Here is a 24,884-nt window from a genome sequence, read left to right on the forward strand (position 1 = left end):
TCCAAAAGGTTCTAGTTTGTGAAGTTCTTCTACTAAATTTAAATTTACTACATCTTCGTTAAGCTCAAATTCTACGTTGATGTTTTCTATTAAATCCTCTTCGTTTAAATTATAATTTGCAATTTTGTTTACTTCTTCATCTAGTAACTTAACTTTGTCTGCATCAAGTCCCAGTCCAGCTGCTTGGTCGTGACCTCCAAACTTATTTAACAAGTCCTTACATTTTACCAAAGCGTCAAATATACTAAAACCTTTTATAGATCTAGCAGAACCAGTAGCTTCACCATCTTCTATTGTTAAAAGTATTGTTGGCTTGTAGTATTTTTCTGTAAGTTTTGAGGCTACTATTCCTATAATACCATGTTGCCATCCTTCATTAGCTATAACTAAAACTTTATCTGTTTTATATTTTTCATTAGCTTCTATTATAGCCTCTGCTTCTTGATACATTTTGCCTTCTATCATTTGTCTTTCATTGTTTTTTTCTTCTAATAAATTAGCTATTTCTTTTGCTTTTGATACATCTTTAGTTGTAAAAAGTTCAACTCCTAAAGATGAATATCCTAATCTTCCTGAAGCATTAATTCTAGGCCCTATAGAAAATCCTATGTGAGAAGAACCTATTTTATCACTCTCAACTCCACATACTTTTATTAGTTCTCTTAAACCTATATTTTGTCCCTGGGACATAAGTTTTAATCCATTTTTTACTATTATTCTATTCTCATCTACTAAGGGTACAATATCACATATAGTAGCTAGTGTAACTATTTCTAAATAATCATATAAAGTCGTTTTGAATTCTTCTTCTGGTGTTAAAGCTTGTATTAATTTAAAGGCTACACCACATCCACATAACATATCAAATGGATAATGACAATCTTCTTGTTTTTGATTTATTACTGCATAAGCTTTTGGTATTTCACTTTGACATTCATGATGGTCTGTTATTATGACATTTATCCCAAGCTCATTTGCTAAGTCTACTTCTTTTACTGAAGTTATTCCACAGTCTACGGTTATTATTAAATTAGCATCTTGTGAATGTATGTATTTAATTGCATCTTCATTAATTCCATAACCTTCTTCTAGTCTATTTGGTATATAGAACTGTACTGGATAGTTTATAGAATCAAAATATATACATAAAATTGCTGTTGAAGATACTCCATCTACATCATAATCGCCATAAATCCATATTTTCTCATTATTTTCTATAGCTAGCTTTATTCTATCTACAGCTTTTCCCATATCTTTCATTAAAAATGGGTCTCTTAGGTATTCTAAAGAGGGATTCATGAAAATTTCAGAGTCTTTTTCACTATTTATTCCCCTATTTTTTAATATTTGACTAATTTCCGGGGAAATTTTAAGTTTCTCGCTTAGTTCACTTTCTTCGACTTTTCCCTTGTACTTTAATGTCCATTTTTTATTAAACATTCGCTTACCCCCTATTCTTATATTGCGAACGGAATATTTTTATGACTAATAGTATTCCGATTATAAAAGAAATAAAGAATCCTGCTCCTGCCATTAAACTTATCCAAATATTATCATTTATATTCGGCGAAGCTATAATTAATGAGGAACCTACAACCATAGATGCTAAAACTAAACTTAAAGAAAGTTGAGTTGCTAAATCTCCTATACATTTTTCTAAAGTTGTAAACTTTAAATCTTCTATTTGAATTTTTATATTATTTTTTTCTAGATTTTTTAGTATAACCTTTAGTTGTTTTGGTATAGTCTTTAAATCTAATAATACTTCTTCTACATTATCTTTAGAATTTAAAAGTATATTTTTAGGATCTAATTTATTTTTGTAATAATGTTTTATAAACTCTTCTCCTGCAGTTTTTATAGAAAAATTAGGATTTAATTGTCTTCCTGTTCCTTCTAAAGTTATTACTGTTTTAGCTAGTGTAGCTAATTGAGTAGGTATACATACCTTATATTTTCTTAAAAATCGAAACACTTCATTTAGTATATCACTTACGTTTATTTTATCTATTGGTACATCATAGTAATAATGAATTAAATAAAGCAAATCTTGTCTTAATGCATTATTATCTATATTAGGATTTAATACATCCATCTCTGTGAGTAAATAAATTATCTTATCTACATTTTTTTGTGCTATTGCTATGGCTATTCCATTTAAAAAGTTTAATGTTTTATTATCTACAATTCCTATCATTCCAAAATCGATATAGGAAATACAATCTCTCGATACTACAAATATATTTCCCGGATGAGGGTCCGCATGGAAAAATCCATAATCTAAAACTTGTTTAAATAATGATCTAACTCCGATTTGACTAATATTTTCGGTGTCCCATCCCAGATCATTTATAGCCTCTACATCACTTAATTTAATGCCTATTATTTTTTCCATTACTAAAACTCGTTTTGTAGTGTATTCACTATATATTTTTGGTATATATACTTCCTTGCTTTCTTCAAACATTTTTCTAAATTTCATTGCATTTATAGCTTCAAAATTATAGTCTAATTCCCTTATTAGTTGAGTATGAAATTCTTCTACTATTTTAATTAAATCTATATCTATATTTCTTTTTTTATCTTTACTTAAATCATTAATACTTACAATCATACTTTTAAGTATTTCTATATCTGAGTTTATAGTTTGCTCAATATTAGGTCTTTGAATTTTTATTATAACTTCTTCCCCATGTTTAAGCTTAGCTTCATATACTTGTCCTATAGAAGCAGCGGCCATAGGGGTGTCCTTAAATTCTTCAAATATTTGCTCTACACTTAAACCTACTTCTTTTTTGAAAATTTCTTTTGCTTCATCAGTATTAAAAGGCTCTACATTATCCCTTAATTTAGATATTTCTTCTATTATTTCAGGGTCTAATAAGTCTTTTCTAGTACTCAATATCTGACCTAATTTTACATAAGTAGGGCCTAATTCTTCAATAACACTTCTAATCTTTTCTCCAGTAGACATATTTTTTATTTCTTCAGGAGGATTTGTAATTGGGATTTTATAGGCTACACTTTCCATATTTAATTTTTCTACTATAAATGTAAATCCATATTTAACTAATACTAGTCCAATTTCTTTATATCTTTTAAGGTTTTTGTAACTTACTATCACCATAATTCACTCCTAAAATTTGCTTTACTCTTGTCGCCAGCAGATTTCTTAAAACTAACTTTACTTAATGGATCTATCGGCAAAACACTTCATATCTCCAACGACGACCTTCGTTGCTTAAAATAGTATCTCTTAAATTTTAAAAAGGACAATTGTTATTGCCCCTTTTAGTTTATTATTTATAATTATTTGCAGTTTTTACATATTTTAATGCAGATTGTACAAGATTTTCTTTTTCTTCTTTAGAAAGTTCTCTAATTACTTTAGCTGGTGAACCTAGTGCTAACACTCCTGAAGGTATTTTCTTTCCTGGTGGCACTAAACTTCCTGCTCCTAGTAAAGTATATTCTCCTATTTCAGCTCCATCTAACACTATAGATCCCATTCCTATTAGAGTATTATCTCCTATTTTACATCCATGTATTAATGCTTTATGTCCAACTGTTACATTGTTTCCTATTATAGTAGGTGCATCCCAGGCTGTATGTACTACAGTTCCATCTTGAATATTTGTATTCTCACCTATTGTTATTTCATGTTCATCTGCTCTCATTACAGTGTTGTACCATATATTTGCATTTTTTCCTATAGTAACTTTTCCTATTATATCTGCAGTTTCTGCAACAAAAACAGTTTCGTCAATTTTAGGTTCTATTCCTTGGTACCCTTTAATCATAGATTTATTCTCCTTCTAACATTAATTTTGCTTGTATCATAATAGAACATTCAGTTCTTTTCTTTTGCATCTCACAGCCAAGCTCGTATGGCTTTTTTATATCATTGTTGAAGTTCATAGCATTTGCATGACATCCACCTGAACAGTAGAATTTATTCCAGCATTTTTTACAATCGTCTTTGCTATAAACGTGAGCATCCATGAATGATTTTCTAAGCTCTGTTGGAAGCACTATTTCTTTATCTAATATGTTGGCCATTATGTATTCTTCGTTACCAACAAATTGATGACATGGATAAATATCTCCATTTGGTGTTATAGATAAGTATTCATTTCCTGCACCGCAACCAGTTATTCTCTTTATTACACATGGTCCTTGGTTTAAATCTATCATAAAGTGGAAGAATTTAAAGTCATCTCCCTTTACTTTCATATCGGCATATTCTACTGCTAAGTTTTCGTATTCTTCAAATACTTTTGGCATATCCTCTGCTCTAAGTGCATATGGATTGCTCTCATCTCCTACAACTGGCTCTACAGATGTAAGTTTGAAGCCTTCATTAGCAAAATGTATAACATCCTTTGAGAAATCTAGGTTATCTCTAGTAAATGTTCCTCTGATATAATAATACTTATCCTTAGGTCTATTTTCTACAAGTTTTTTGAATTTTGGAAGTATTAAGTCATAACTTCCTTTGTCGTTTAATGTAGGTCTCATATTATCGTTTATATCTTTTCTACCATCTAAACTTAATACAACATTGTGCATGTTTTCGTTTATGTACTCTATGTTTTCATCATTTAATAGTACACCATTTGTAGTTAATGTAAATCTTATTATTTTATTGTTTTGCTTTTCTATACTTCTTCCGTATTCTACTAATTGTTTTACTACGTCAAAGTTCATTAGTGGTTCTCCACCAAAGAAATCTATTTCTAAGTTTTTTCTAGTTCCAGAGTTGGCTATAAGGTAATCTATTCCCTTTTTACCAATTTCAAAACTCATCATTTCTTTAGCTCCACCAAAGTCTCCTTGTGCAGCAAAACAGTACTTGCATTTTAAGTTACAATCATGTGCAACGTGTAAGCATAAAGCTTTAACTACTGGCTTTCTAGCTACAAAGTTTGGATGGAATTCATATTTATCTTCTGTGTATAAAAGCCCTTCTGACTCTAATACTTTTATCTCTTCGTAAGCTTCTTCTATTTTATCTACACTAAATTCATCCTTTAATGTATTTAGTATTTCTTCTTTAGTATTTTCCTTGTATAAATCTACTAATTTGTACGCAACTTCATCTACAACGTGTACAGAACCTCCATTTACGTCTAATACTATATTGTAACCATTCATTGAAAATTTATGTATCATACTCATTTTTCGTCCTCCTATATGTAAAAAAAATTAGTAATTTCTATTCTAATTACTAAAAAACTCTAACTTTCATTATATCTTCTATGTCAATTATAGGCAATATCATTTAAAAATTAGATTTATTACCTTATACGTAAAAAAGAGTATTCTTTAACTTAATTATTAAAGGATACTCTCTCTTAATTCTTTTCTAAGTAAATATAAATACAACTTATTATCTTTCACACTCTTGGTTAGCAACTGTACAAGAAGTTTTGCAAGCTGATTGGCAAGAAGTTTGGCACTCACCACATCCACCTTTAGCAGCACTTTCTTTTAAAGTAGCTTTAGATAAAGTTTTTATATGCTTCTTTTTCATATTTAGTACCTCCTAGTTAAATTTACATATTGATTATATCATAAATTTTCCATATGTAAAACTCTATTTAAAGTTTACACCTAGGACTCCACCTATACCTCCCGATAGAGCTGTTAACAGTACTTTATATAGCATACCTATATCAAATTGAAAATTTTCTTGTGCTAAAAATACTATTAAGATAAGACATACTATGTAAATAAATCCTACTAATAGTCCATATATTAGACCTTTTTCTTGTATATGTTTTGAAGCATAAAATCCTCCAAATGCTGCAGATAATGTGGTTATAAATGCTGATACCATTGCTATAGTATTTCCCGATACACTAGTAAATGTAAGAGCAAAATTGTAAATCAGCAATACTATTAATGTTAATATGTACGCATATCCTAATCCTTTAAACATATGATTGGCTTTTTCCATAAAAATACCTCCCCTCGATAATATATTTATATTCGAGAAGAGGCATATTAATTCCAAATATTATTCTGAAGCTTTTTTGCTTTCAACTGTTCCTATAGCCCATCTTTCAAATGGTACTTTAGTTCTACTTGGTCCAATTTCTAATGTTACGTAGTCTTCATCTACTTTAGCAACGTTAGCTATTATACCACCTATTGTAGTAACTTTATCTCCTACTGATAAAGTTTGTCTCATTTCTTTTAATTGCTTGTCTTTTTTCTTTTGGGGTCTAATTAATAGGAAATAGAATATTGCAAATACTCCTATCCACATAGCTACTCCCATTAACATTTGTTGAGTTTGTGGGTTCATTAATTTCACTCCTTTTCCGATTTAGTAATAATTTTACTACTACAAACATTATATATTAAAATAAATCTAATTAATAGTGTTAATTCTATAATTCGTAACCGTATTTAACAAAAAAATCTTTTTTAAAGTCTAATAATCTATCTTCCATTATAGCTTCTCTTACTTGCTTCATTAAATCTAATAAGAAGTGTAAGTTATGAGTAGTTATTAATCTTGATGCTAAGATTTCATTCGCTTTAACTAAATGTCTTATATATGCTCTTGTATAATTTCTACAACAGTAACAATCACAATTAGGATCAAGTGGAGTAAAATCTTTTGCGTACTTAGCATTTCTAACTACTACTTTACCAACACTTGTCATTGCTGTACCATTTCTAGCTATACGAGTAGGTAATACACAGTCAAACATGTCTATTCCTCTTATAACTCCCTCTAATAAATCATCAGGACTTCCTACACCCATTAGGTATCTTGGTTTATCTTCTGGCATTAGAGGTACTGTATAGTCTAATACTTCATACATTAAGTGCTTAGGTTCTCCAACACTAAGTCCCCCTACTGCATATCCTGGTAAATCTAATTCTAATATTTCTTTAGCTGATTGCTCTCTTAAATCTTTGTACATTCCACCTTGTATTATTCCAAATAATGCTTGGTTTTCTGTATTTGTGTGAGCTTCCTTACATCTCTTTAGCCATCTTGTAGTTCTTTCTAAAGAGTTTTTAACATATTGTCTATCCGCTGGATATGGAGCACATTCATCAAATGCCATCATTATATCTGATCCTAGAGCTGTTTGTATTTCCACAGCCTTTTCAGGACTTATAAAGTGCTTAGATCCATCTATGTGAGATCTAAAGTGAACACCTTCTTCAGTTATTTTTCTAAGTGGTCCTAGTGAAAATACTTGGAATCCTCCACTATCTGTAAGTATAGGTTTATCCCAATTCATAAATTTGTGAAGCCCACCTGCTTCTTTGACTAATTCGTGACCTGGTCTCATATATAAGTGATACGTATTACTTAATATTATTTGAGATCCTATTTCTTTTAATTCCTCTGGTGTCATAGCTTTTACTGTAGCTTGAGTACCAACAGGCATAAATATAGGTGTTTCTATAACTCCATGTGGAGTGTGTAATCTTCCTAATCTTGCCCCACTTTGTTTACATGTTTTTATAAGTTCGTATCTTACTGCACACATAAGTTGCCTCCTTAATGTTATCTCTAATGCTTTAATTTTTATGCATCTTCTGAAACTTCTTCTTTATTATCATAAACTTCATCTTTACTATTATCAAAATGTATACTTGTTACATTCATATTGCTATTATCATCGGTTATTAAGTATTTTCTAATAGCAAATATACCAGCTATGGCTATTACACCAAGCAGTACTTCTGCCATACCTCCACTTTTTGGAAGCAGTAACATTTTTCTTGCTATTGCATATAGAAGAACTTCTATTATAGCTCCTGGTATATGAAGCGATAACATTACTACTAACTCTACTGCTATTACTAAAAGTAATATTTGACCTAACATGTCATTTAGCTGACTATACTCAACTGGATTTTGAAAATCTACAATATATGCATTCCATATCATTCTAAGAACATCTATAGTTCCTAAAAATACTGCTAATAAAACTACCATGGCAAGTATAGATTCAAAAACATATGCTACTCTTAATGCCAGATTGTCTTTATTTATATTATTCATAATTTCCTCCTCCTATTTTATAATCATTGCATCTCCAAAGCTAAAGAACCTATACTTTTCTTCAACTGCTACATTGTAGGCATTTAGCACATTTTCTTGGCTAGATAATGCACTTACTAACATTATTAGTGTCGATTCTGGTAAATGGAAATTAGTTATAAGTCTATCAACTATCTTAAATTTATATCCTGGGTATATAAATATATTTGTCCAACCACTAGTTTCTTTTATTATTCCTTCTTCATCACTAGCAGATTCTACAGTTCTACAACTTGTAGTTCCTACGCAAATTACTTTGTTTCCATTTGCCTTAGCTTTGTTTATTTTTTGTGAAGCTTCTTTATCAACCATAAAATACTCTGAATGCATCTCATGTGCTAAAACATCATCTACCTTCACAGGTCTAAATGTTCCAAGACCTACATGTAAAGTTACAAAGGCTATGTCTACACCTTTTTCTTTTATTTGATTTAAAAGTTCTTCTGTAAAATGAAGCCCTGCTGTAGGTGCTGCTGCTGAACCATTGTGTTTAGAATAAACAGTTTGGTATCTTTCTCTTTCTTCTAATCTCTGCGTTATATATGGAGGTAGAGGCATATTTCCTAACTCATCTAAAACCTCTTCAAATATTCCTTCGTAGTGGAATTTGATTATTCTAGAACCTTCCTCAGCAAGCCCTACAACTTCTCCTATTAACTTTCCATCACCAAAAGTAAATTTGGCTCCTATTTTAGCTCTCTTACCTGGCTTAACTAACGCTTGCCAAGTATCTTCTTCTGTTCTTTTTAGTAGTAAAAATTCTATCTTTCCTCCAGTATCAGCTTTTTCTCCTATTAATCTAGCAGGTATAACCCTAGTATTATTAAGAACTAAGCAATCTCCTGGATTTAAATATTCTATTACATCTTTAAAAATTTTATGCTCTATCTCCCCAGTTTCCTTATCTAGCACCATTAATTTAGAACTAGATCTATCCTCTATAGGAACCTGAGCAATTAACTCATCTGGTAGGTCAAAGTAAAAGTCACTCGTCTTCAATTTCAACTTCCTTTCCAAAAATTTATACAGTTATCATAATAACAAAAAATATACAATTTTTCTATACAAATATAGTTATTGATATTATATATTTTGTCTTTTCTAATGTATAAATTCATTCTAGTTATATTATTTATCTCTTATATTTTATAATATTATCCATACCTTATATTGTAGCCATATACACTTTATCTAGTGATATTTGTACTACACCTAAGCATTTATATATTACCGTACACCCTATAAAGCTATGAGTTCAATTAATATGCGATTACCCAGCGAGAGTAGAATGTGTAAGTCGCACCGCCCTTTAAGCGACCTGTCGGCGCCATGAGCGAAGCGAATTTTGTAGCTTGCCTGCCGGAAGGAAGACTTATACATTCTGCTCGAGCGGTTTATCGCGAATAACCCTACTTACTAGGATAGGGAATATTCAAATGCTCATAAGCCCGCGGCATTGCAATTCTTCCTCTAGGTCCTCTATTGATAAACCCTAACTGAAGTAAGTAAGGCTCATACACATCTTCTATAGTATTTCTATCTTCTCCTATAGAAGCTGCCAAAGTATCTAAACCTACTGGACCACCCCTAAATTTTTCAATTATAGTTATTAATAACTTTTCGTCTACATAATCAAGACCTAAGTTATCTACTCCTAACATCTCTAGGGCACTATTAGCTACATCATCTGTAATATCTCCGTCTGCTCTTACTTGAGCATAATCTCTTACTCTCTTTAATAATCTATTTGCTATTCTTGGTGTTCCTCTAGAGCGTCTCGCTATTTCAGTTGCTCCACCTACTTCTATCTTAGCGCTTAGTATTTGAGCTGACCTTATTACTATTTTAGTTAATTCTTCCACTGTATAGTAATCCAGTTTGCAAATAACTCCAAATCTATCTCTAAGTGGATTTGTAAGCATACCTGCCCTAGTTGTCGCACCTATTAAAGTAAACTTTGGTAAATCTAATCTTATACTTCTTGCAGAAGGTCCTTTTCCTATTATTATGTCTAAGCAAAAATCCTCCATAGCAGGATATAGTACTTCTTCGACGCTTCTATTTATACGATGTATTTCATCTATAAATAGTACATCATTTTCATTTAAGTTGGTAAGTATCGCTGCTAAATCTCCAGCTCTTTCTATAGCTGGTCCTGAAGTAATTCTTAAATTCACTCCCATTTCATTGGCTATTATGCTTGATAAAGTGGTTTTACCTAAACCTGGTGGTCCATATAAAAGAACATGGTCTAATTGCTCGTTTCTAGATCTTGCAGCTTCTATAAATATTTTTAATTGTTCTTTCACTTTTTCTTGACCTAAATAGTCATCTAAAGATTTTGGTCTTAGGCTATTCTCTATGTCAACATCATCATTTTGCATGGTGGATGTAATTATCCTGTTTTCATCTTCAAAATCGTGCATAAAGTTCCCCCTTACATGTTATTTTCTATAAATTATTAGATAGTTCTACTGATTACTTGCTATTGATTTACTAAATACCATTACATCAATATTGCTATCTTAAGGATTTACCCATTATATAAGTTAATGATTTTTTTATTATATCTTCTGTATTAAGTCCATCTTTTTTACATTTATCTACAGCTTCTTTTGCTTCTGCTGTAGAGTATCCAAGTGCAATTAAGGCATCTACTGCTTCGTCTTTAGACACACCAATAGGACTCGCAGAAAGTAGCGTTGGTTCAAACTCAACATTATTCTTGTCTATTTTATCTTTTAATTCTAAAACTATTCTTTCTGCTGTCTTCTTTCCTACACCTGGTGCTTTTGAAAGTTTTGTAACATCTTCACTAAGAATATAAGCCCCTAGTTGTCCAGGTGATGCAAAAGATAATATTCCAAGGCCTACCTTTGGACCTATTTTTGATACTGATGTTAATAATTCGTACATTTTCATTTCTTCTTTAGTTGAGAATCCAGAAAGACTCATATCATCTTCTCTTACTATTAGTTTTGTATATATTTTAGCCATATTTCCTAAATGTAAGTCTTTTATAGTATTTGTTGAAGCACTTATTTTATATCCTATGTTATTGTTTTCTATTACTATATGGTCTAAATGTACTTCTTCTATTGTTCCTTTTATATAACTATACATATTTTTCTCCTATGTTTTTTAAGGTTTTTTCTAATTTATTAGAGTGTGCATGACAAATAGCTACTGCTATGGCATCTGCTACGTCATCTGGTTTTGGTACTGCTTTTAAGTTTAAATATGAAGTTACCATTTGTTGTACTTGAGATTTCTCCGCTCTACCATACCCTACCACTCCTTGTTTTACTTGAAGAGGTGTATATTCATATACAGGTTTATCATTATGAGCACATGCAAGCATAGTAACTCCTCTAGCTTGTGCTACTGTAATTGCTGTCTTTACATTTTTGTTGAAAAACAGTTCTTCTATTCCAACTTCATCTATATTGTGATTTTTTATAAGAATATCTATGCCTTTATATACAAGCTCTAGTCTTTTTAGCATGTCCATGTTTGAAGGTGTAGTTACTGCTCCATAGTCTATTACTCTAAATTTACTATTCTTATACTCTATTATTCCATACCCTACTATTGCTATTCCTGGGTCTATTCCTAATATTATCAAAAAAACTCCTCCTAATAATTTTGTAGCTAATCTACAAAACTTATGTTCTCATATATTATATCACAAGTTTTTGTATACACAAAAACAACCTTATAAAATGTAGGTCCTCCTAAAAACATTATTTTTAAGGAATTCAATTCATAATATAGGTTATTTTTAATTTAATTTAAGGTTTTAGTTAACTTCCGAAGTCCTCTATTTTAGCATATGCTTCATCCTTAGTATTTACTAATATTCCTTTTTGAATTTCTTCTTGAGCTATTTGAGGAAGAGAGTCTATTTTTATTTGAGTTTTTTCTACTAGTTCTCTTTTTCCATTTATATCGTATCTAAAAATAGCTATAAAATTACTGTCTACTTCTAATGAATACTTACTTTTTCTAGAAGGATCCTTTGGTACTTCAGTTTCTGATAATACTATTTCATATTGAGTCATGCTTTCAATTTTTCTATCTGGGTATTTATTATTTAAGTATGCTACTATTTCTTCTTTACTCTTGTCTAATAATTCTTTGGGTACTGTTCCTAACATTGCAGGTGCTTCCTTTGTGTCACTTCCATCTGTGTTCTTTTTATCCAACCAAATTTCACAATTTTTATTCAATTGGAATGATTCTTTTACTTTTTCTTTTTCATTATTTTTAGTTACTTGATGTACTTTAGCTACTTCTTTTTCTTTTCCTATATCTCTAGTTTTAATTCCTATGTAAATCCCACTACTTAATACAACTATTCCAGTTAAAATTAGTACTGGTACTTTCCAAGAAAATGGGTCTTTTTTTTCAAACATATTATTACCTCCTTTTATACAGTATTGTCGCCACGCTGTATTTTTTTTATACATTATAGGAATATTTTAGTGTTTTTTTGTTTATTTTTTTGTCCCATTTTCTATAGATGAAACATATTATATGATAGTTTAAAATTTAAAAGTTTAGGAGGTATATCAGTGAGCGCTTATATTCGAATAATTTATGATAGATTGGATTTTATAGAGTTTAAACAAAACATATTACTTTTAAAGCAACCTCAACATAAGGCATCAATATTTGTTGATATTACTTTAGAGGAGTTTTTAAAAATAAGAGATTTTACATTGGATGTTTCAAATAAAATATCTTCTGGGAAAAAATATTCTATTGAGCAATATGAGAAAAGTCTATTTGATATTTGTCCTCTTATTAAATCCTATCCGTCTTCATCTACTTTAGTTGCAAAAGCTCTTATGAATGTTGATATTTTTAATTCTTTATTCATAGGCTACAATTAGTAACCTAAACACTACAAAGAGGAAATAATATTTTTCCTCATTTTTTCTATTTTTTGTAAATGGATATACTTTTCTTGAAAATTGGTAATACTCTTTAATAAGTAAAAATTTATTAGGAGGCTTTATTATGTCTAGTATAAATTGTAGTGTTGTAAATTGTTCACACAACGATTCAGGAATATGTTATGCAAATAAAATATCTATAAACGGAAAAAAATCTCATACTAGCACTCACACTTGCTGTACTTCTTTTCTAGACTCTGCTAACTACAGTAATTTAACTAATAGTATGAATAATGACGGTCCTTGTTCATCTATTGGTTGCAATGTAAAAACTTGTAACAACAATGTAGGAAATATGTGTGCTTTAAATAATATTGCTGTAACTTCAAACAATATTAAAGCTAATCTGTACTCTGAAACACATTGTTCTAGTTTTAAATGTAAATAAAGGTAATGATTCTACCTACAAATATTAAATTATTACATAATTTAAAAAAGCTATAAAGCTAGATTAATGTGTACTCTTCATAATAACTATGAAAATAACATATTATTTTCTCTAACTTTATAGCTTTCTACGTTTGTAAATTAATTTTTTAATTTAATAACATTTACTACAAGGAGTTCTTCCACTCTCTTCTATAGTTCCTGCTATTGGACTTTTCATACTTGAACAATTAGGGTCACTATGATATTTTTTCCCTGATGTTGACCAATATACGTGTTGAGAATTATCATTTGGTTGGTTATTTTCTATAGATTCTTGGTTATCTTCTATAGGTTGTTGGTTATTTTCTACTGGTGTTTGTTCTTCTTCTTTATTAGTTCCTCCAGTTGAATTACTTCCTGTATTATAACTACCTACTTTACAATTTACTTCTAAACCATTTCCAGTTGAAGTAAATACAATATTTCCACATTCATCACTCCTATGAATCTCAACATTTTCATTGCTTAAGGTATTCATAGTTTCTTTGTGTGGATGACCATATTTATTATCTGTTCCTACCAATATTACACCGTACTGTGGCTTTATTTTATCTATAAAGCTCTTACTAGAACTACTGTGAGAACCATGATGTCCTACTTTTAATAAGTCTATTTGACCTGGATTTAGAGTTCTTTCTATGTCTTCTTCTGCATCACCCATTAGCAGTACCTTATCATTTCCATTAGTGTATAGCAATACTATTGAATTGTTATTTGGATCTTTTCCATTTGCTACTGATAGTACTTTAAATGTAGAAGTTCCTAGTTTAAATTCACTTCCCAAAATAGGAACACTAGGACTTAACCCTCTACTCGCAGCCGATTCTATAAAGTCTCTATAGCTTTTTGTATCTGCATCTCCATTACTTACATATAAGTTTTTTATTTTTATATTACTAGCTACTGCATCTAAGCCACCTATATGGTCTGCATGAGGATGAGTGGCAAATACATACTCTAATTCTTTAATTCCTTGCTTATTTAAATAAGAAACAACTAATTTTTCATCGTCGTTATCTCCACCGTCTATAAGTGCAGCTTTGCCATCTTGAACTATTAATATTGCATCAGAGTTACCTGTGTCTATAAAGTGCAACTCTGCATTAGAAGTTGATTCTACAGTTGTGTTTTCTGTAGACTTATCTTTATTATTTTGCTCTTGGTTATTTCCCTCATTAGAATCTTGACTACTGTAATCCTTTACTATTTGCGTATTATTCTCTACTTTTTCTTTTTCTGATTGGCATCCTATCTGTGTATATCCTAATATAATTATCATACATAGACATGTTATTTTTTTCATTATACTGTTCATTCTTTTTGCTCCCCCTATAAAATGTTTTTATGTCGATTACTTTTGTATATTAACATAGTTAATAATTAACTGTCTAATTTTAGCCATATAAAAACACCTCAATATTACTACATAGACTAATCTATGTATTGTAATATTGAGGTGTTTAGATTTTTAAAGATTATTCAGTTATTTCCCAGTTATGGAATATATTTTGAACATCATCATCATCTTCAAGCATGTCCACTAATTTGTTCATATTCTTTAATTGAGCTTCATCAGTTAATTCAGTAGTTGTTTGAGGTATTAACTTAACAGCTGCAGATATAAAACTATATCCTTTAGCTTGTAATTCATCTCTAACAGCTGCAAAATCTTCTGGTGTAGTTATTACTTCATATCCATCTTCTTCAGTTATGAAATCTTCTGCTCCAGCTTCTAAAGCTACATCCATTAATTCTTCTTCAGAAACTTCATCATTAGCTTCTATTAATATTTGTCCTTTGTTATCAAACATGAATGATACACATCCACTAGTTCCTAAGTTACCACCATTCTTATCGAAGTAGTATCTTACGTTACCAGCAGTTCTGTTTTTGTTATCAGTTAAAGTTTCAACTATAACTGCAACTCCTCCTGGTCCGTATCCTTCGTAAACTATTGTTTCATAATTTTCGTTAGCTCCAGCACCTGCACCTTTTGCTACTGCTCTGTCTATGTTGTCATTTGGCATATTGTCAGCTTTAGCTTTTTCAATTGCAGTCTTTAAGTTTGCATTGTAATCTGGATTTCCTCCACCCTCTTTAGCTGCAACAGCTATTGCTCTAGCATGCTTAGTGAATACTTTTGCTCTTTTAGCATCTTGTTTACCTTTTTTGTTGATTATGTTTCCTATACGTCCCATAAATTCCACTCCTTAATACGTATAATTAGTTTATATATTGCTTGAGAGTATGTATAATATCTACTCATTAATTTAATATATATCTGCTCGATTTATTATTACTCGTAAATTTTAGCACAAATCTACGATTTAGTAAATTAGAACTTAGGAGGTGCTGGTGGCATATTTCTTTTATGCTCACTTATTCTATGAAGTCTTGCTATTATTTCTTGGTCCTTAGCTGGCACTTCATCTAATCTACCTTCCACAACTGCATCTATCATATCATATGTAGTTCCCATTTCGATTTCATCAGTTTGACCTTCCCATAAACCTGCTGAAGGTGCTCTATTTATTACATCTTCATGTACACCTAATGCCTTTGCCCACTCATATACTTCTCTTTTTGTAATATTTGCAATTGGTATTAAATCTACTCCACCATCTCCGTATTTTGTATAATACCCTGTATGTACTTCAGCTGCATTATCTGTTCCTACAACTAAATATCCTAAATTATTTGCTACAGTATAAACAGTACTCATTCTTACTCTAGCTCTTAAGTTAGCATCACTTATTCTTAAATTTTCTTCTTTGTATAATCCAGTTTCTTTTAGTTGCTCAGTTACCATATTTAAGATTAAGTTTTGTGGTTCTGATAATTCTAAATCTATGTGTTTTATTCCACATCCATTTATTACTTTAAGAGCATCTTCTCTATCTTTTGGACTGCTTTTTATGCTCATTATTACCCCTATTGAATTATCTGGGAAAGCTTTTTTAATTAAGTAAGCAACTACTGCAGAATCTATTCCTCCAGATACTCCTACGACTAAACCTTTGCAATTAGCTTCAGCTACTTTATCTCTAAGCCACTGAACAGTTTTTTCTATCTTTAAGTTAATATCCACCTTTAGTTTCTCCTTTCTTATTTACATTTTTTGTATAAAGATATTATACCATATATTTATACTTCTTATGTCCTTCTATCAAGTTAAAATTAGCTTCTTTTAGGCCTCTTACAAACAAAGTTTTTCCTTTAATTGTATATAGTTTATAATTATCGGTCTGGTAAATATATTTTATTTATTCTGTAAAAACTAGTTATAGAAGGTGATGAATTTGAAAAGTAAGCATTTTGATATTAAAAATTCTATAATTGGTATTTTTACAGGTTTTGTTAATGGAATATTTGGTTCAGGTGGAGGGACTTTATTAGTACCTATACTAAACAATATAATAAAAGTTGAAGAACATAAATCTCACGCTACTGCACTTGCTATAATAGTATTTCTAACAGCAGCAAGCTCTGTGGTTTACATATCTAAGGGAACTTATGATGTAGCTTTAACTTTAAAAGTAGCAGTAGGTAGTATTATTGGAGGAATTATTGGAGCAAAGATTTTGTGCAAGGTTACAGGTAAGTTTCTTAGAATTTCCTTCGGATTGATAATGGTTATAGCAGCCTTAAGGATGCTGTTCTAATGTTTTTTGCTATTATAGGTTTTTTCGCTGGAATTATAGGTGGAATGGGAATGGGTGGAGGAACTATACTAATTCCAGCCCTTGTACTATTTTCAAATATAGATCCAAAACTAGCTCAAAGTATAAATTTACTTTCATCTATACCAATGACTATAATTGCTTTAATAATACATACTCGAAATAAAAATGTTGTTTACAGCTTAGTTCTTCCAATTGCATTATTCGGAGTAATGGGAGCTATATTTGGTTCATTTGTAGCAAATTATATATCTTCAGAAATTTTAAAAAAAGTATTTGGAGGTTTCTTACTTATTGTAGGCATCATTGAAATCAAAAAAGGGTTCTGTGATCACAAAACCGAAAAGTGTGATAAGTAAATTTTATTTAGCCATTAATTATAAAAGCACTTATGTAAAGTATCTAAGTGCTTTCATAATTAAAACTAGTCTATAACTTGCTGGTAGTTTATTTTTGATAATCTAGATTATTCGTTATATGATTGTAATAGCTTTCATTTACTAATACTTTATTTTTATATAGTATTTTCTTTTCTATATTTAAGTTTAAAACCTCTGCTCTAGTTTCTACAAATCCTATTATTAAAAATAAATTCTTAATAATATTTTTATTACAGTTTTTATTATCTGATATCTCTTTCTCTAATCTTTTAACTATATCTATTTGCATTTTATTTAACTTAGCTTTTTCATCTTCATATCTACGTCTAAATATAAATCGATTTGCTACTAACGCGAATACTATACCTATCATTACATATACAATTCGGTTTAATATAATAATATTTGGACTAGGAACATTTATCGCGGCTGAGCATATTGCAGATATTGTTACAAATATTACTATATTTCTATAATCAGATACATATGACATTAAATATCCATTAGCTATTAATATTAGTGTCCTAATCATAGGATCCTTTATTAAGTTAAATAATACTAATACTATTAAGCTACCTATAATTGTACCAATTATTCTTTTTTTAGACTTAATTTTTGTGTATTCTTCATAGGGTTGCGTTAACGCAAAAACAGTATAAATTATCCAACTTCCATATTCTAAATTAAAATAGTTAGTTATAAATGTAGCTAAAGACACAAGCAATCCTAGTCTTATACCGTAAGCAACTCTATTTGATTTAATTTTAAAATGCCTTTTTTCAATATTGATATTTTTAAATTCTTCTGGAATATCTTCTTTAGATTCAATATTTTCTTCTTTTTCAGATAAATTCTTTAATTTTGTGGTTTGATTGTTTAAAACCTTAAATATTGTTTCAAGCTCTGTTACTATCTTTATATTTTCTTTTTTATGTTTATATGCAAATAACTCTATATTTTTGCTATCAAACTTATTTTCTATTAAGTTATCTAATTGAATATATATATCATTAAGTAACTCTACACTTAGACTTTGTTCATGTACATTATCTAATATTATATTTAGCCTCTCTATGCAGGCTATTATATTTGTAACCTTTCTACCATATCTGCTTACTACAAATTTATGTCTACCACTATCATATATAGTCATTTTTAATTCATTTATTTTTTTATCTATCGTAGTATTCACTTCTAATATACTTTGATTATTTTTTAGCAAGTAAACTTTTTCTAGAATATTATTATTTATATCTTGTATCATTTTTTCACTTGATTTTGTTAATTTATTTCTATTAACTATCATTTGAACAGTCATAATCATAAGTATTCCAAAAACTAATCCCAATAATCTCATAGGTAATTGATCTAAAGTAACAGGACTAGTTAACATTAATATATAATGTAGCCCAAACATCATATTAACTGATCCTCTAAGTTCATAACTGAATAAATATCCTATTGTAAACATTATAGAAAAATTTACAATTAATCCTATCCATAGATTTTGAATAGAAACAAATGCGCCTATGCCCAGCATTAAGTTGAAAGCAATTAAGTAAACGGTGTTTCTAATAGGTGTTCTTGTCAAATCTCTTTTTAATAAAACTAACATCAGTACTATAGATGTTACTCCTACAATAGAGTTTTCTTCCCCAAATATACCTTTAAATAGACTTACAAGAGCAACAACAAATACGAATATTAATGTTTTAGATATAATAGTTGATATAGTTTTTTTATTTTTATCTTTCATTTAACTCTCCTATCCTATTTGTATTTATCAATCTTCATGTTGCTCATTTTAACATACTAAAATTTAATATTCAATCGTTCAACATTTTTACAATCAAATCTTTTTATTATTTTTATATAAATAATTCTCAAGCTAACATATTTTATTTTTATTATATTTATTTTTTATTCATATGCTATCAATAAATCATACTTATATCTAAAAAAAACATTTTATTTTAAAATTTTTTTACACTAACTACTTTGCCAATTTTAGTTCTAAAGAGCTCTATTTTCAATGTTATTACAAAATATCATACTGAAATTATACAAAATAGGAGGGACTGTTGTATGAAACTTTACCAGGCATGTTGATTATTAATTGGTCTTGAAACAAAACAGTAATAGTCAAACTAATTTTGCTCACGGTGTTGCTGTTCCTATATCTACGAATATAACTTTTATTATTTGGTTTTTTATGCTATTAAAGATTTTTTTTATTATAAACAGGCGTAAGTATTTCCATCTACAGATTGTAATAACTCTACATTAGGTGGGTTCCCAATTATATATAATGTATATATTCTATTAGGCTTAAATTCAAACTTATATTCTGCAATAATATTCCCTGTACTCGCTTCTTTTACATAAATATCATATTTATCTGGTGGTATGAATACATATGGTGTTTCATCTCTATATGATATATTATCTACCGAAGGTTTTTCATTAAATGCCAAGTCTACGATTGGTATATCAGGTGCTAAATTTACAGTTCTTCCTATAGCACTTTCTTTAGACACTTTTTTATTAATATCTTCACCTATAACAAGCAATGTTTCTTCATTTTCATTTCCAGTTATTGCTATTGTGAATATTTGCGAAACAGGTAATTTAATAGTTGTTCTTATAATAGGCTTTTCTTTCGTGCCTGCCTCGTATACATCAATTTTATGACTGCCTTCCATTACATACATATATGAAGTAAACTCCTTATATTCTACATCAGAAAATATTAAAATTCCATCACTATATATGTCAACTGCTTTGTTGCTAGATAGTGCATTAAACATTCTAACTAAAGATTTATTTTTTTCTATTTTAAAACAATTCATAGATTACCTCCTTAAAATATTTTCTAATATATGATATGTGTTTTCTTACAATATGTTAATATAAATAAAACTTCAAAATTAAAAAGTAAAGATTTTTATCCTATAATAATTACCCTTAACGTAGTATATAACTCCATGAACGAAAAAGCCATCTAAGTATATTCTTAGATGGCTTAAATAAAGAAATATCTTATCTAAATAACATTGCTCACGAGCCTATTTTTATAATATTATATTTCCATCTTGTTCTGATAAATAAAACTCTTCTCCAAAAACTATCTCTACTGTTGCACTAGTAGCATCTATCATTCTTTCAGCTAGAGTTTGTACTTCTTCTAACCTCGAATATACTATCATCTCTACATTTTCTTCATAAACAGTATCTTTTACAAAGTATCCCATATTCATGATTTCATTTTGTACTTTTCCTAATTGATTGTAATCTATCTTAATCCTTACTTCTTGGTACATTACTTTTTCTATTATCTTAGCTGCATCTATACCTATTTTAGCTCCTTTAGTATAAGCTCTAACAAGTCCTCCTGCTCCAAGCTTTATACCTCCAAAATATCTAGTAACTACTACAGCTACATCTCTTAAATCTTCTTTTTTCATGACTTCTAAAGTAGGTATACCTGCTGTTCCTTGTGGCTCCCCATCATCACTATATCTTTGTATATTCATAGTTTTACCAATAGTGTATGCCCATACATTATGCGTCGCATCCTTGTGCTTCTTTTTTATTTCATTAACAAATTCTACCGCTTCTTCTTCAGTTTTTATAGGTTTTGCGTAACCAATAAAAGTAGATTTATCTATTATAATTTCATCCATTCCGAATTCATGTACTGTTTTGTATGTACTCATAGTTTTCCTCCAATTGTAGCTATAGCGTAAAAAAGAAAGGGTTATTTCCCCTTTCTTTATAGTTTTCTATTTTAGTGATAATTATTTTCTTATTTACAATTAGCAACTTTCATTCCATCATCTGAAATATGCTTCTTTAAATCTTTATATTTCTTATAAGATATCTCAACTAGAGATTTTTCTTTATTATGCGTTAACATTTCAACAGCCTCTTTAACCTTAAAGAATCCACCTTCTTTAAATTCACCATCTAGTATGTAATCAGTATTGTCAGTATACATAACATACCACATTATAGCATTGCAAACTTGTTGTTGTCTACTTCTTGAGAAAAACTCATACATAGTATCTCCTGCTGCTTCTAATACACTAGCCCCTACACCTGTTTCTTCTTTAACTCTTAGTATTGCACTATTGTGTTGAAGCTCACCATCATAAATTTTTCCCTTTGGAAGTGTCCACTCACCTCTATCATTTCTAACTATCAGTACCTTATTTGCATAAAACACTACACCACCAGCACAACGTCTTACTATCATTTTAAACCCCTCCTATTAACTTTATATATATTTTTTATGTTAACTTCTGGAGATACACTTTTAGCATCTAATGTTTAATCAATTATATGTCTCATAGAAAAAATTATGTTATATATTTTCTTTTTCTAATACAGTTATAGCTTCTTCATATGCTCTTAATACATAATCCTTTTCAAACTGCTTTTTTGATTTTAATTGTTTTAACATTTTTAGACTATTTTCGTTTCCTATTTTAGCAAGAGCTTTTGCACAGTATTGTCTTGTCTGCGCATTACTATCATACAAGCCTCGTTGTAAGCATTCTCTACTACTTGGTGATTCAATTTTTCTAAGCGCTGAATAAGTTATTCTTCTTACATCTGAATGTCTATGGCTAGTTAAAGGATGTAGTAACTTTAAAAATTTGTCATCCTTTAATTCTCCTGTAGTCCATATAAGTATCATAAGGTCTTCAGCATTTCTTTCAGTGAGTATTCTTTTGTAAAGCTTTCTCTTTAAGTCTATAATTCTTTCATCATTTAATTCACTAATAAACTCTAGTCTATCAGTTTTATTAAGTTCTAAGAATTTGTCTATTACATCTTTCGATAGCTCTACCTTGTCTTTTAGCATTGCTTTTATTTCTAGTTTAGCCTTTATTAGTTGGTCATTTACCTCTGTAGCTGATAAACTTCTTATTTTGCTAATTTGAGATACTGTTTTTGACTCTTTATAAAGAAGATAGGTTATGTAATAATCTTCTAAGTTGTCTATATTATCCCAACTTATATTCATATTATTACCTACTTTTCCAATATATAATCTGTATATATATTATAGTCTTCTTCTTCTAGATTTGCATTCAATATTATTCCATTTTCCCCATATTCAAATTCTTCTATATTATATTTATTTTTCAATTTACTAAATATATCTCCTCTTTCATAAGGTAATAATAAAGTCACTGAATAAGTATTCTTCATCAACGCATCTTGTATCATTTGTAATAACTCATCCATATTTATACCTTTTTTAGCTGAAATATAAATTGTCTCATCACTATTTTTTGGATATATGTCTAATTCTAGCTTATCAATTTTATTGTAAACAAGTATTGTATGTTTATCATCTGCTTTAAGTTCCTTAAGCACTGTTTCTGTTGTCTTCTTTTGAATTTCATAGCTAGAATTTGTTGCGTCTATAACATGCAGTATTAAATCTGCATATTGTACTTCTTCTAGGGTCGCTTTAAAAGCTTCTACTAAATCATGGGGAAGTTTACTTACAAATCCAACAGTATCTACTACTAAAAACTCTTTTTTATTTGGTAATAGAGCTTTTCTTAAGGTTACATCTAGTGTTGCAAATAGCATATCTTTTGCAAATACTTCTTTTGCTTGGTCATAATCTTTGTGTGTCTTTATTAGTTCGTTAAGTAATGTTGATTTTCCTGCATTTGTGTAACCAACTATGGCTACAATTGGTATATTTGATTTCAAACGTTGAACCCTTTGAGTTTCTCTATTCTTTTTTACCTCTCTAAGTTCACGTCTAATATCCGCAGCTTTATTAAGTATATGTCTTTTATCAACTTCTAGTTTTTGCTCTCCTGGTCCTCTAGTACCTATACCAGCACCAGTTCTACTCATTTGTCCACCCATACCGTAAAGTCTAGGCAGTCTATATTTTAGCTGAGCAATCTCAACTTGTAATTTACCTTCTCTAGTAAGAGCTCTTTGTGCAAATATATCTAATATTAAAGTAGTTCTATCTATAATCTTTATACCTACTACTTCTTCTATATTTCTTATATGAGCACCTGATAGTTCATCATTGAAAACTACCATTGTAGCACCTAGAGATTCTGAATATGCTTTGATTTCTTCTACTTTACCTTTACCTATATAATAGGCTGCATCTCTTGTTTGTTTATTTTGAATTAAGCTTCCTACAACCTCTGCTCCTGCAGCTTTTACTAATTCTTTTAATTCTTCCATAGATTCATTTATGTCTATGTCATCTATTCTTCTTGCTATAGATGTTATGTTAAGCCCTACAATCAAGGCTCTTTCTTTTTTTTCTTCCATTATTTCCATATGTAGCACCTCATTTTTATACATTGTTTAATTTATATAATATTGCGAATTTATATCTATTTTTTTTATTATACCACCATTGTAAATTTTTAGTATAATTATATTGATATTATAATTTAGGAGGTAATTAATATGAGTGAAAACTATAAGTTTTTTAATCATAAAAACTGTGAATATTTCCCTTGCCATAAAACTAAAAATTCAGATGAATTTAACTGTTTATTTTGCTATTGCCCTTTATATGCTTTAGGTAAAAATTGTGGCGGAAATTTTAAGTACAACGAAAAAGGATTTAAAGATTGTTCTGATTGTTTATTGCCTCATAATAGGAATAACTATGACTATATCATGAGCAAATATCAAGATATTGTTAAAATTACCAATAGAGAATATTAAATCTATTTACAGAAAGAGAGCAGATTACTGCTCTCTTTTATTTTTTAATAGTTTATATAAGCTATATGTCATCATACTAGCTATTAATACAATAATAAGTATCATAAGGCCAGCATGAAAGAAGAATTGTTCAGGTAACATGTTTATCACTGGATCCAAATCAGGATCAAATATCCAGTAATCATTACTAAACATTAATTTATGAAAAATAATAAAGCTATCCTCAAAATTTATTATTATGGGTAGTGATAAAACTAAAGGTAGACTTATTAAAGTTTTTGAGGTTATATTTAAGAATTTTATATTTTTATTCTTTATATTTATAATTATGCCAATTAAAGTAATTATAAAACATACATTAAATATTTTGTTCAACCCTTGAAAAATATCTCTTACTTCTTCAAAGTGAATCTTTCCTTGTGGAGAAGATTTTATAGTTGGCATTTCAAATTCTTCCACTTCTTTATTTAGATTATAGTCTATCAAGTAATCATAGTTAAGCTTTATTTCTTCTTTTGGTAAATTGGATAATTGTTGTATATTTAAATAGTCTATATCAAAATAATAAAGTTGTTTAAAACCTACAGTGAATTTTACAGCACCTATTATTATTAAGATACTAAAACATATACAAAAT

29 protein-coding genes are annotated in these 24,884 nt (G+C 29.3%); 5 read left to right on the top strand and 24 right to left on the bottom strand.

From position 1 onward, the window contains the following. From recJ to ACRC03_RS17775, 14 genes are all read right to left on the bottom strand, one after another. A partial coding sequence (recJ, locus tag ACRC03_RS17710; protein ID WP_438653928.1) for a single-stranded-DNA-specific exonuclease RecJ occupies positions 1-1,440 on the bottom strand: 1,440 nt, incomplete at its 3' end. Between the two features lie 4 nt (positions 1,441-1,444). Beyond that, positions 1,445-3,127 carry an ABC1 kinase family protein gene (locus tag ACRC03_RS17715; protein ID WP_438653929.1) on the bottom strand — a complete coding sequence of 561 codons (1,683 nt, stop codon included), beginning with the start codon at positions 3,125-3,127 and terminating at the stop codon, positions 1,445-1,447. Between the two features lie 172 nt (positions 3,128-3,299). Then, on the bottom strand, positions 3,300-3,800 hold the full coding sequence (locus tag ACRC03_RS17720; protein ID WP_438653930.1) for a gamma carbonic anhydrase family protein: 501 nt from the start codon (positions 3,798-3,800) through the stop codon (positions 3,300-3,302). A 4-nt stretch (positions 3,801-3,804) separates the two neighbouring features. Continuing rightward, complete coding sequence (scfB, locus tag ACRC03_RS17725) at positions 3,805-5,178, bottom strand: thioether cross-link-forming SCIFF peptide maturase (RefSeq protein ID WP_438653931.1); 1,374 nt, start codon at positions 5,176-5,178, stop codon at positions 3,805-3,807. A gap of 211 nt (positions 5,179-5,389) precedes the next feature. Beyond that, positions 5,390-5,533: a six-cysteine ranthipeptide SCIFF gene (gene scfA, locus ACRC03_RS17730; RefSeq protein WP_438653932.1), complete on the bottom strand. Its 144-nt coding sequence runs from the start codon at positions 5,531-5,533 to the stop codon at positions 5,390-5,392. Positions 5,534-5,596: 63 nt separating this feature from the next. Further along, complete coding sequence (locus ACRC03_RS17735; RefSeq protein ID WP_438653933.1) at positions 5,597-5,959, bottom strand: TIGR04086 family membrane protein; 363 nt, start codon at positions 5,957-5,959, stop codon at positions 5,597-5,599. A gap of 60 nt (positions 5,960-6,019) precedes the next feature. Next, a complete protein-coding gene (gene yajC, locus ACRC03_RS17740; protein ID WP_438653934.1) occupies positions 6,020-6,310 on the bottom strand; it encodes a preprotein translocase subunit YajC in 291 nt (96 codons plus the stop codon). Between the two features lie 85 nt (positions 6,311-6,395). After that, a complete protein-coding gene (tgt, locus tag ACRC03_RS17745; RefSeq protein WP_438653935.1) occupies positions 6,396-7,517 on the bottom strand; it encodes a tRNA guanosine(34) transglycosylase Tgt in 1,122 nt (373 codons plus the stop codon). Positions 7,518-7,555: 38 nt separating this feature from the next. Next, a complete protein-coding gene (locus tag ACRC03_RS17750) occupies positions 7,556-8,035 on the bottom strand; it encodes a phosphate-starvation-inducible PsiE family protein (protein WP_438653936.1) in 480 nt (159 codons plus the stop codon). A gap of 12 nt (positions 8,036-8,047) precedes the next feature. Continuing rightward, the gene (gene queA / locus ACRC03_RS17755; protein WP_438653937.1) at positions 8,048-9,073 is read right to left on the bottom strand and encodes a tRNA preQ1(34) S-adenosylmethionine ribosyltransferase-isomerase QueA; all 1,026 of its coding nucleotides are present in this window, start codon (positions 9,071-9,073) and stop codon (positions 8,048-8,050) included. Between the two features lie 410 nt (positions 9,074-9,483). Then, positions 9,484-10,500 (bottom strand): Holliday junction branch migration DNA helicase RuvB, encoded by a 1,017-nt coding sequence (ruvB, locus tag ACRC03_RS17760; protein WP_438653938.1) that lies wholly within the window; start codon positions 10,498-10,500, stop codon positions 9,484-9,486. A 94-nt stretch (positions 10,501-10,594) separates the two neighbouring features. Next, the gene (ruvA, locus tag ACRC03_RS17765; RefSeq protein ID WP_438653939.1) at positions 10,595-11,197 is read right to left on the bottom strand and encodes a Holliday junction branch migration protein RuvA; all 603 of its coding nucleotides are present in this window, start codon (positions 11,195-11,197) and stop codon (positions 10,595-10,597) included. Beyond that, positions 11,190-11,699, bottom strand: coding sequence for a crossover junction endodeoxyribonuclease RuvC (gene ruvC, locus ACRC03_RS17770; protein WP_438653940.1), 510 nt, complete (start codon positions 11,697-11,699; stop codon positions 11,190-11,192). The genes ruvA and ruvC overlap by 8 nt, the downstream gene beginning before the upstream one ends. 178 nt (positions 11,700-11,877) lie before the next feature. After that, on the bottom strand, positions 11,878-12,489 hold the full coding sequence (locus tag ACRC03_RS17775) for a hypothetical protein (protein ID WP_438653941.1): 612 nt from the start codon (positions 12,487-12,489) through the stop codon (positions 11,878-11,880). Positions 12,490-12,648: 159 nt separating this feature from the next. On the opposite strand from ACRC03_RS17775, the gene ACRC03_RS17780 reads away from it, so the two are divergent. Next, entirely contained in the window at positions 12,649-12,969 is a 321-nt protein-coding gene (locus ACRC03_RS17780) for a hypothetical protein (protein ID WP_438653942.1), read from the top strand. A gap of 127 nt (positions 12,970-13,096) precedes the next feature. Further along, complete coding sequence (locus ACRC03_RS17785) at positions 13,097-13,420, top strand: DUF1540 domain-containing protein (RefSeq protein ID WP_438653943.1); 324 nt, start codon at positions 13,097-13,099, stop codon at positions 13,418-13,420. A 153-nt stretch (positions 13,421-13,573) separates the two neighbouring features. On the opposite strand, the gene ACRC03_RS17790 is transcribed toward ACRC03_RS17785, so the two are convergent. The 3 genes from ACRC03_RS17790 to nadE form a co-directional block, all read right to left on the bottom strand. Continuing rightward, positions 13,574-14,776: a ComEC/Rec2 family competence protein gene (locus ACRC03_RS17790; protein ID WP_438653944.1), complete on the bottom strand. Its 1,203-nt coding sequence runs from the start codon at positions 14,774-14,776 to the stop codon at positions 13,574-13,576. Between the two features lie 160 nt (positions 14,777-14,936). Beyond that, positions 14,937-15,659, bottom strand: a complete 723-nt coding sequence (locus tag ACRC03_RS17795; RefSeq protein WP_438653945.1) for a YebC/PmpR family DNA-binding transcriptional regulator — start codon at positions 15,657-15,659, stop codon at positions 14,937-14,939. A 137-nt stretch (positions 15,660-15,796) separates the two neighbouring features. After that, positions 15,797-16,549, bottom strand: coding sequence for an NAD(+) synthase (gene nadE / locus ACRC03_RS17800; RefSeq protein WP_438653946.1), 753 nt, complete (start codon positions 16,547-16,549; stop codon positions 15,797-15,799). Between the two features lie 205 nt (positions 16,550-16,754). On the opposite strand from nadE, the gene ACRC03_RS17805 reads away from it, so the two are divergent. Both ACRC03_RS17805 and ACRC03_RS17810 read left to right on the top strand, forming a co-directional pair. Then, complete coding sequence (locus ACRC03_RS17805; RefSeq protein WP_438653947.1) at positions 16,755-17,123, top strand: sulfite exporter TauE/SafE family protein; 369 nt, start codon at positions 16,755-16,757, stop codon at positions 17,121-17,123. Further along, positions 17,123-17,500 (top strand): sulfite exporter TauE/SafE family protein, encoded by a 378-nt coding sequence (locus ACRC03_RS17810; RefSeq protein WP_438653948.1) that lies wholly within the window; start codon positions 17,123-17,125, stop codon positions 17,498-17,500. The genes ACRC03_RS17805 and ACRC03_RS17810 overlap by 1 nt, the downstream gene beginning before the upstream one ends. A gap of 88 nt (positions 17,501-17,588) precedes the next feature. Here ACRC03_RS17810 and ACRC03_RS17815 read toward each other — a convergent pair whose 3' ends face one another. The 6 genes from ACRC03_RS17815 to hflX all read right to left on the bottom strand — a co-directional run bounded on the left by ACRC03_RS17815 (position 17,589) and on the right by hflX (position 23,842). Continuing rightward, entirely contained in the window at positions 17,589-19,277 is a 1,689-nt protein-coding gene (locus tag ACRC03_RS17815) for an FUSC family protein (RefSeq protein ID WP_438653949.1), read from the bottom strand. 478 nt (positions 19,278-19,755) lie between these two features. Continuing rightward, a complete protein-coding gene (locus tag ACRC03_RS17820) occupies positions 19,756-20,370 on the bottom strand; it encodes a DUF4397 domain-containing protein (protein ID WP_438653950.1) in 615 nt (204 codons plus the stop codon). Between the two features lie 222 nt (positions 20,371-20,592). Further along, the gene (locus tag ACRC03_RS17825) at positions 20,593-21,237 is read right to left on the bottom strand and encodes a YigZ family protein (protein WP_438653951.1); all 645 of its coding nucleotides are present in this window, start codon (positions 21,235-21,237) and stop codon (positions 20,593-20,595) included. A gap of 89 nt (positions 21,238-21,326) precedes the next feature. Next, complete coding sequence (locus ACRC03_RS17830) at positions 21,327-21,776, bottom strand: NUDIX domain-containing protein (RefSeq protein ID WP_438653952.1); 450 nt, start codon at positions 21,774-21,776, stop codon at positions 21,327-21,329. Between the two features lie 108 nt (positions 21,777-21,884). After that, a complete protein-coding gene (locus tag ACRC03_RS17835) occupies positions 21,885-22,550 on the bottom strand; it encodes a HEAT repeat domain-containing protein (RefSeq protein WP_438653953.1) in 666 nt (221 codons plus the stop codon). A gap of 8 nt (positions 22,551-22,558) precedes the next feature. Beyond that, entirely contained in the window at positions 22,559-23,842 is a 1,284-nt protein-coding gene (gene hflX / locus ACRC03_RS17840) for a GTPase HflX (RefSeq protein ID WP_438653956.1), read from the bottom strand. Between the two features lie 141 nt (positions 23,843-23,983). Here hflX and ACRC03_RS17845 point away from each other — a divergent pair, with 141 nt between their 5' ends. Continuing rightward, entirely contained in the window at positions 23,984-24,247 is a 264-nt protein-coding gene (locus ACRC03_RS17845; RefSeq protein WP_438653954.1) for a cysteine-rich small domain-containing protein, read from the top strand. Positions 24,248-24,271: 24 nt separating this feature from the next. Here the strand turns inward: ACRC03_RS17845 and ACRC03_RS17850 are convergent. Next, on the bottom strand, positions 24,272-24,884 hold a 613-nt coding region (locus tag ACRC03_RS17850; protein ID WP_438653955.1), incomplete at its 5' end, for a TIGR01906 family membrane protein.

Source organism: Romboutsia sp. (assembly GCF_051659545.1).
Lineage (GTDB): Bacteria > Bacillota > Clostridia > Peptostreptococcales > Peptostreptococcaceae > JBOFOR01.

What these genes read in the sequence shown, in the direction of transcription:
- ACRC03_RS17715 (WP_438653929.1), bottom strand. Translation starts at nt 3,127, where the DNA reads ATGGTGATAGTAAGTTACAAAAACCTTAAAAGATATAAAGAAATTGGA.
- ACRC03_RS17720 (WP_438653930.1), bottom strand. Translation starts at nt 3,800, where the DNA reads ATGATTAAAGGGTACCAAGGAATAGAACCTAAAATTGACGAAACTGTT.
- scfB (WP_438653931.1), bottom strand. Translation starts at nt 5,178, where the DNA reads ATGAGTATGATACATAAATTTTCAATGAATGGTTACAATATAGTATTA.
- scfA (WP_438653932.1), bottom strand. Translation starts at nt 5,533, where the DNA reads ATGAAAAAGAAGCATATAAAAACTTTATCTAAAGCTACTTTAAAAGAA.
- ACRC03_RS17735 (WP_438653933.1), bottom strand. Translation starts at nt 5,959, where the DNA reads ATGGAAAAAGCCAATCATATGTTTAAAGGATTAGGATATGCGTACATA.
- yajC (WP_438653934.1), bottom strand. Translation starts at nt 6,310, where the DNA reads ATGAACCCACAAACTCAACAAATGTTAATGGGAGTAGCTATGTGGATA.
- tgt (WP_438653935.1), bottom strand. Translation starts at nt 7,517, where the DNA reads ATGTGTGCAGTAAGATACGAACTTATAAAAACATGTAAACAAAGTGGG.
- ACRC03_RS17750 (WP_438653936.1), bottom strand. Translation starts at nt 8,035, where the DNA reads ATGAATAATATAAATAAAGACAATCTGGCATTAAGAGTAGCATATGTT.
- ruvB (WP_438653938.1), bottom strand. Translation starts at nt 10,500, where the DNA reads ATGCACGATTTTGAAGATGAAAACAGGATAATTACATCCACCATGCAA.
- ruvA (WP_438653939.1), bottom strand. Translation starts at nt 11,197, where the DNA reads ATGTATAGTTATATAAAAGGAACAATAGAAGAAGTACATTTAGACCAT.
- ACRC03_RS17775 (WP_438653941.1), bottom strand. Translation starts at nt 12,489, where the DNA reads ATGTTTGAAAAAAAAGACCCATTTTCTTGGAAAGTACCAGTACTAATT.
- ACRC03_RS17785 (WP_438653943.1), top strand. Translation starts at nt 13,097, where the DNA reads ATGTCTAGTATAAATTGTAGTGTTGTAAATTGTTCACACAACGATTCA.
- ACRC03_RS17790 (WP_438653944.1), bottom strand. Translation starts at nt 14,776, where the DNA reads ATGAACAGTATAATGAAAAAAATAACATGTCTATGTATGATAATTATA.
- ACRC03_RS17795 (WP_438653945.1), bottom strand. Translation starts at nt 15,659, where the DNA reads ATGGGACGTATAGGAAACATAATCAACAAAAAAGGTAAACAAGATGCT.
- ACRC03_RS17805 (WP_438653947.1), top strand. Translation starts at nt 16,755, where the DNA reads ATGAATTTGAAAAGTAAGCATTTTGATATTAAAAATTCTATAATTGGT.
- ACRC03_RS17810 (WP_438653948.1), top strand. Translation starts at nt 17,123, where the DNA reads ATGTTTTTTGCTATTATAGGTTTTTTCGCTGGAATTATAGGTGGAATG.
- ACRC03_RS17815 (WP_438653949.1), bottom strand. Translation starts at nt 19,277, where the DNA reads ATGAAAGATAAAAATAAAAAAACTATATCAACTATTATATCTAAAACA.
- ACRC03_RS17820 (WP_438653950.1), bottom strand. Translation starts at nt 20,370, where the DNA reads ATGAATTGTTTTAAAATAGAAAAAAATAAATCTTTAGTTAGAATGTTT.
- ACRC03_RS17825 (WP_438653951.1), bottom strand. Translation starts at nt 21,237, where the DNA reads ATGAGTACATACAAAACAGTACATGAATTCGGAATGGATGAAATTATA.
- ACRC03_RS17830 (WP_438653952.1), bottom strand. Translation starts at nt 21,776, where the DNA reads ATGATAGTAAGACGTTGTGCTGGTGGTGTAGTGTTTTATGCAAATAAG.
- ACRC03_RS17835 (WP_438653953.1), bottom strand. Translation starts at nt 22,550, where the DNA reads ATGAATATAAGTTGGGATAATATAGACAACTTAGAAGATTATTACATA.
- hflX (WP_438653956.1), bottom strand. Translation starts at nt 23,842, where the DNA reads ATGGAAGAAAAAAAAGAAAGAGCCTTGATTGTAGGGCTTAACATAACA.
- ACRC03_RS17845 (WP_438653954.1), top strand. Translation starts at nt 23,984, where the DNA reads ATGAGTGAAAACTATAAGTTTTTTAATCATAAAAACTGTGAATATTTC.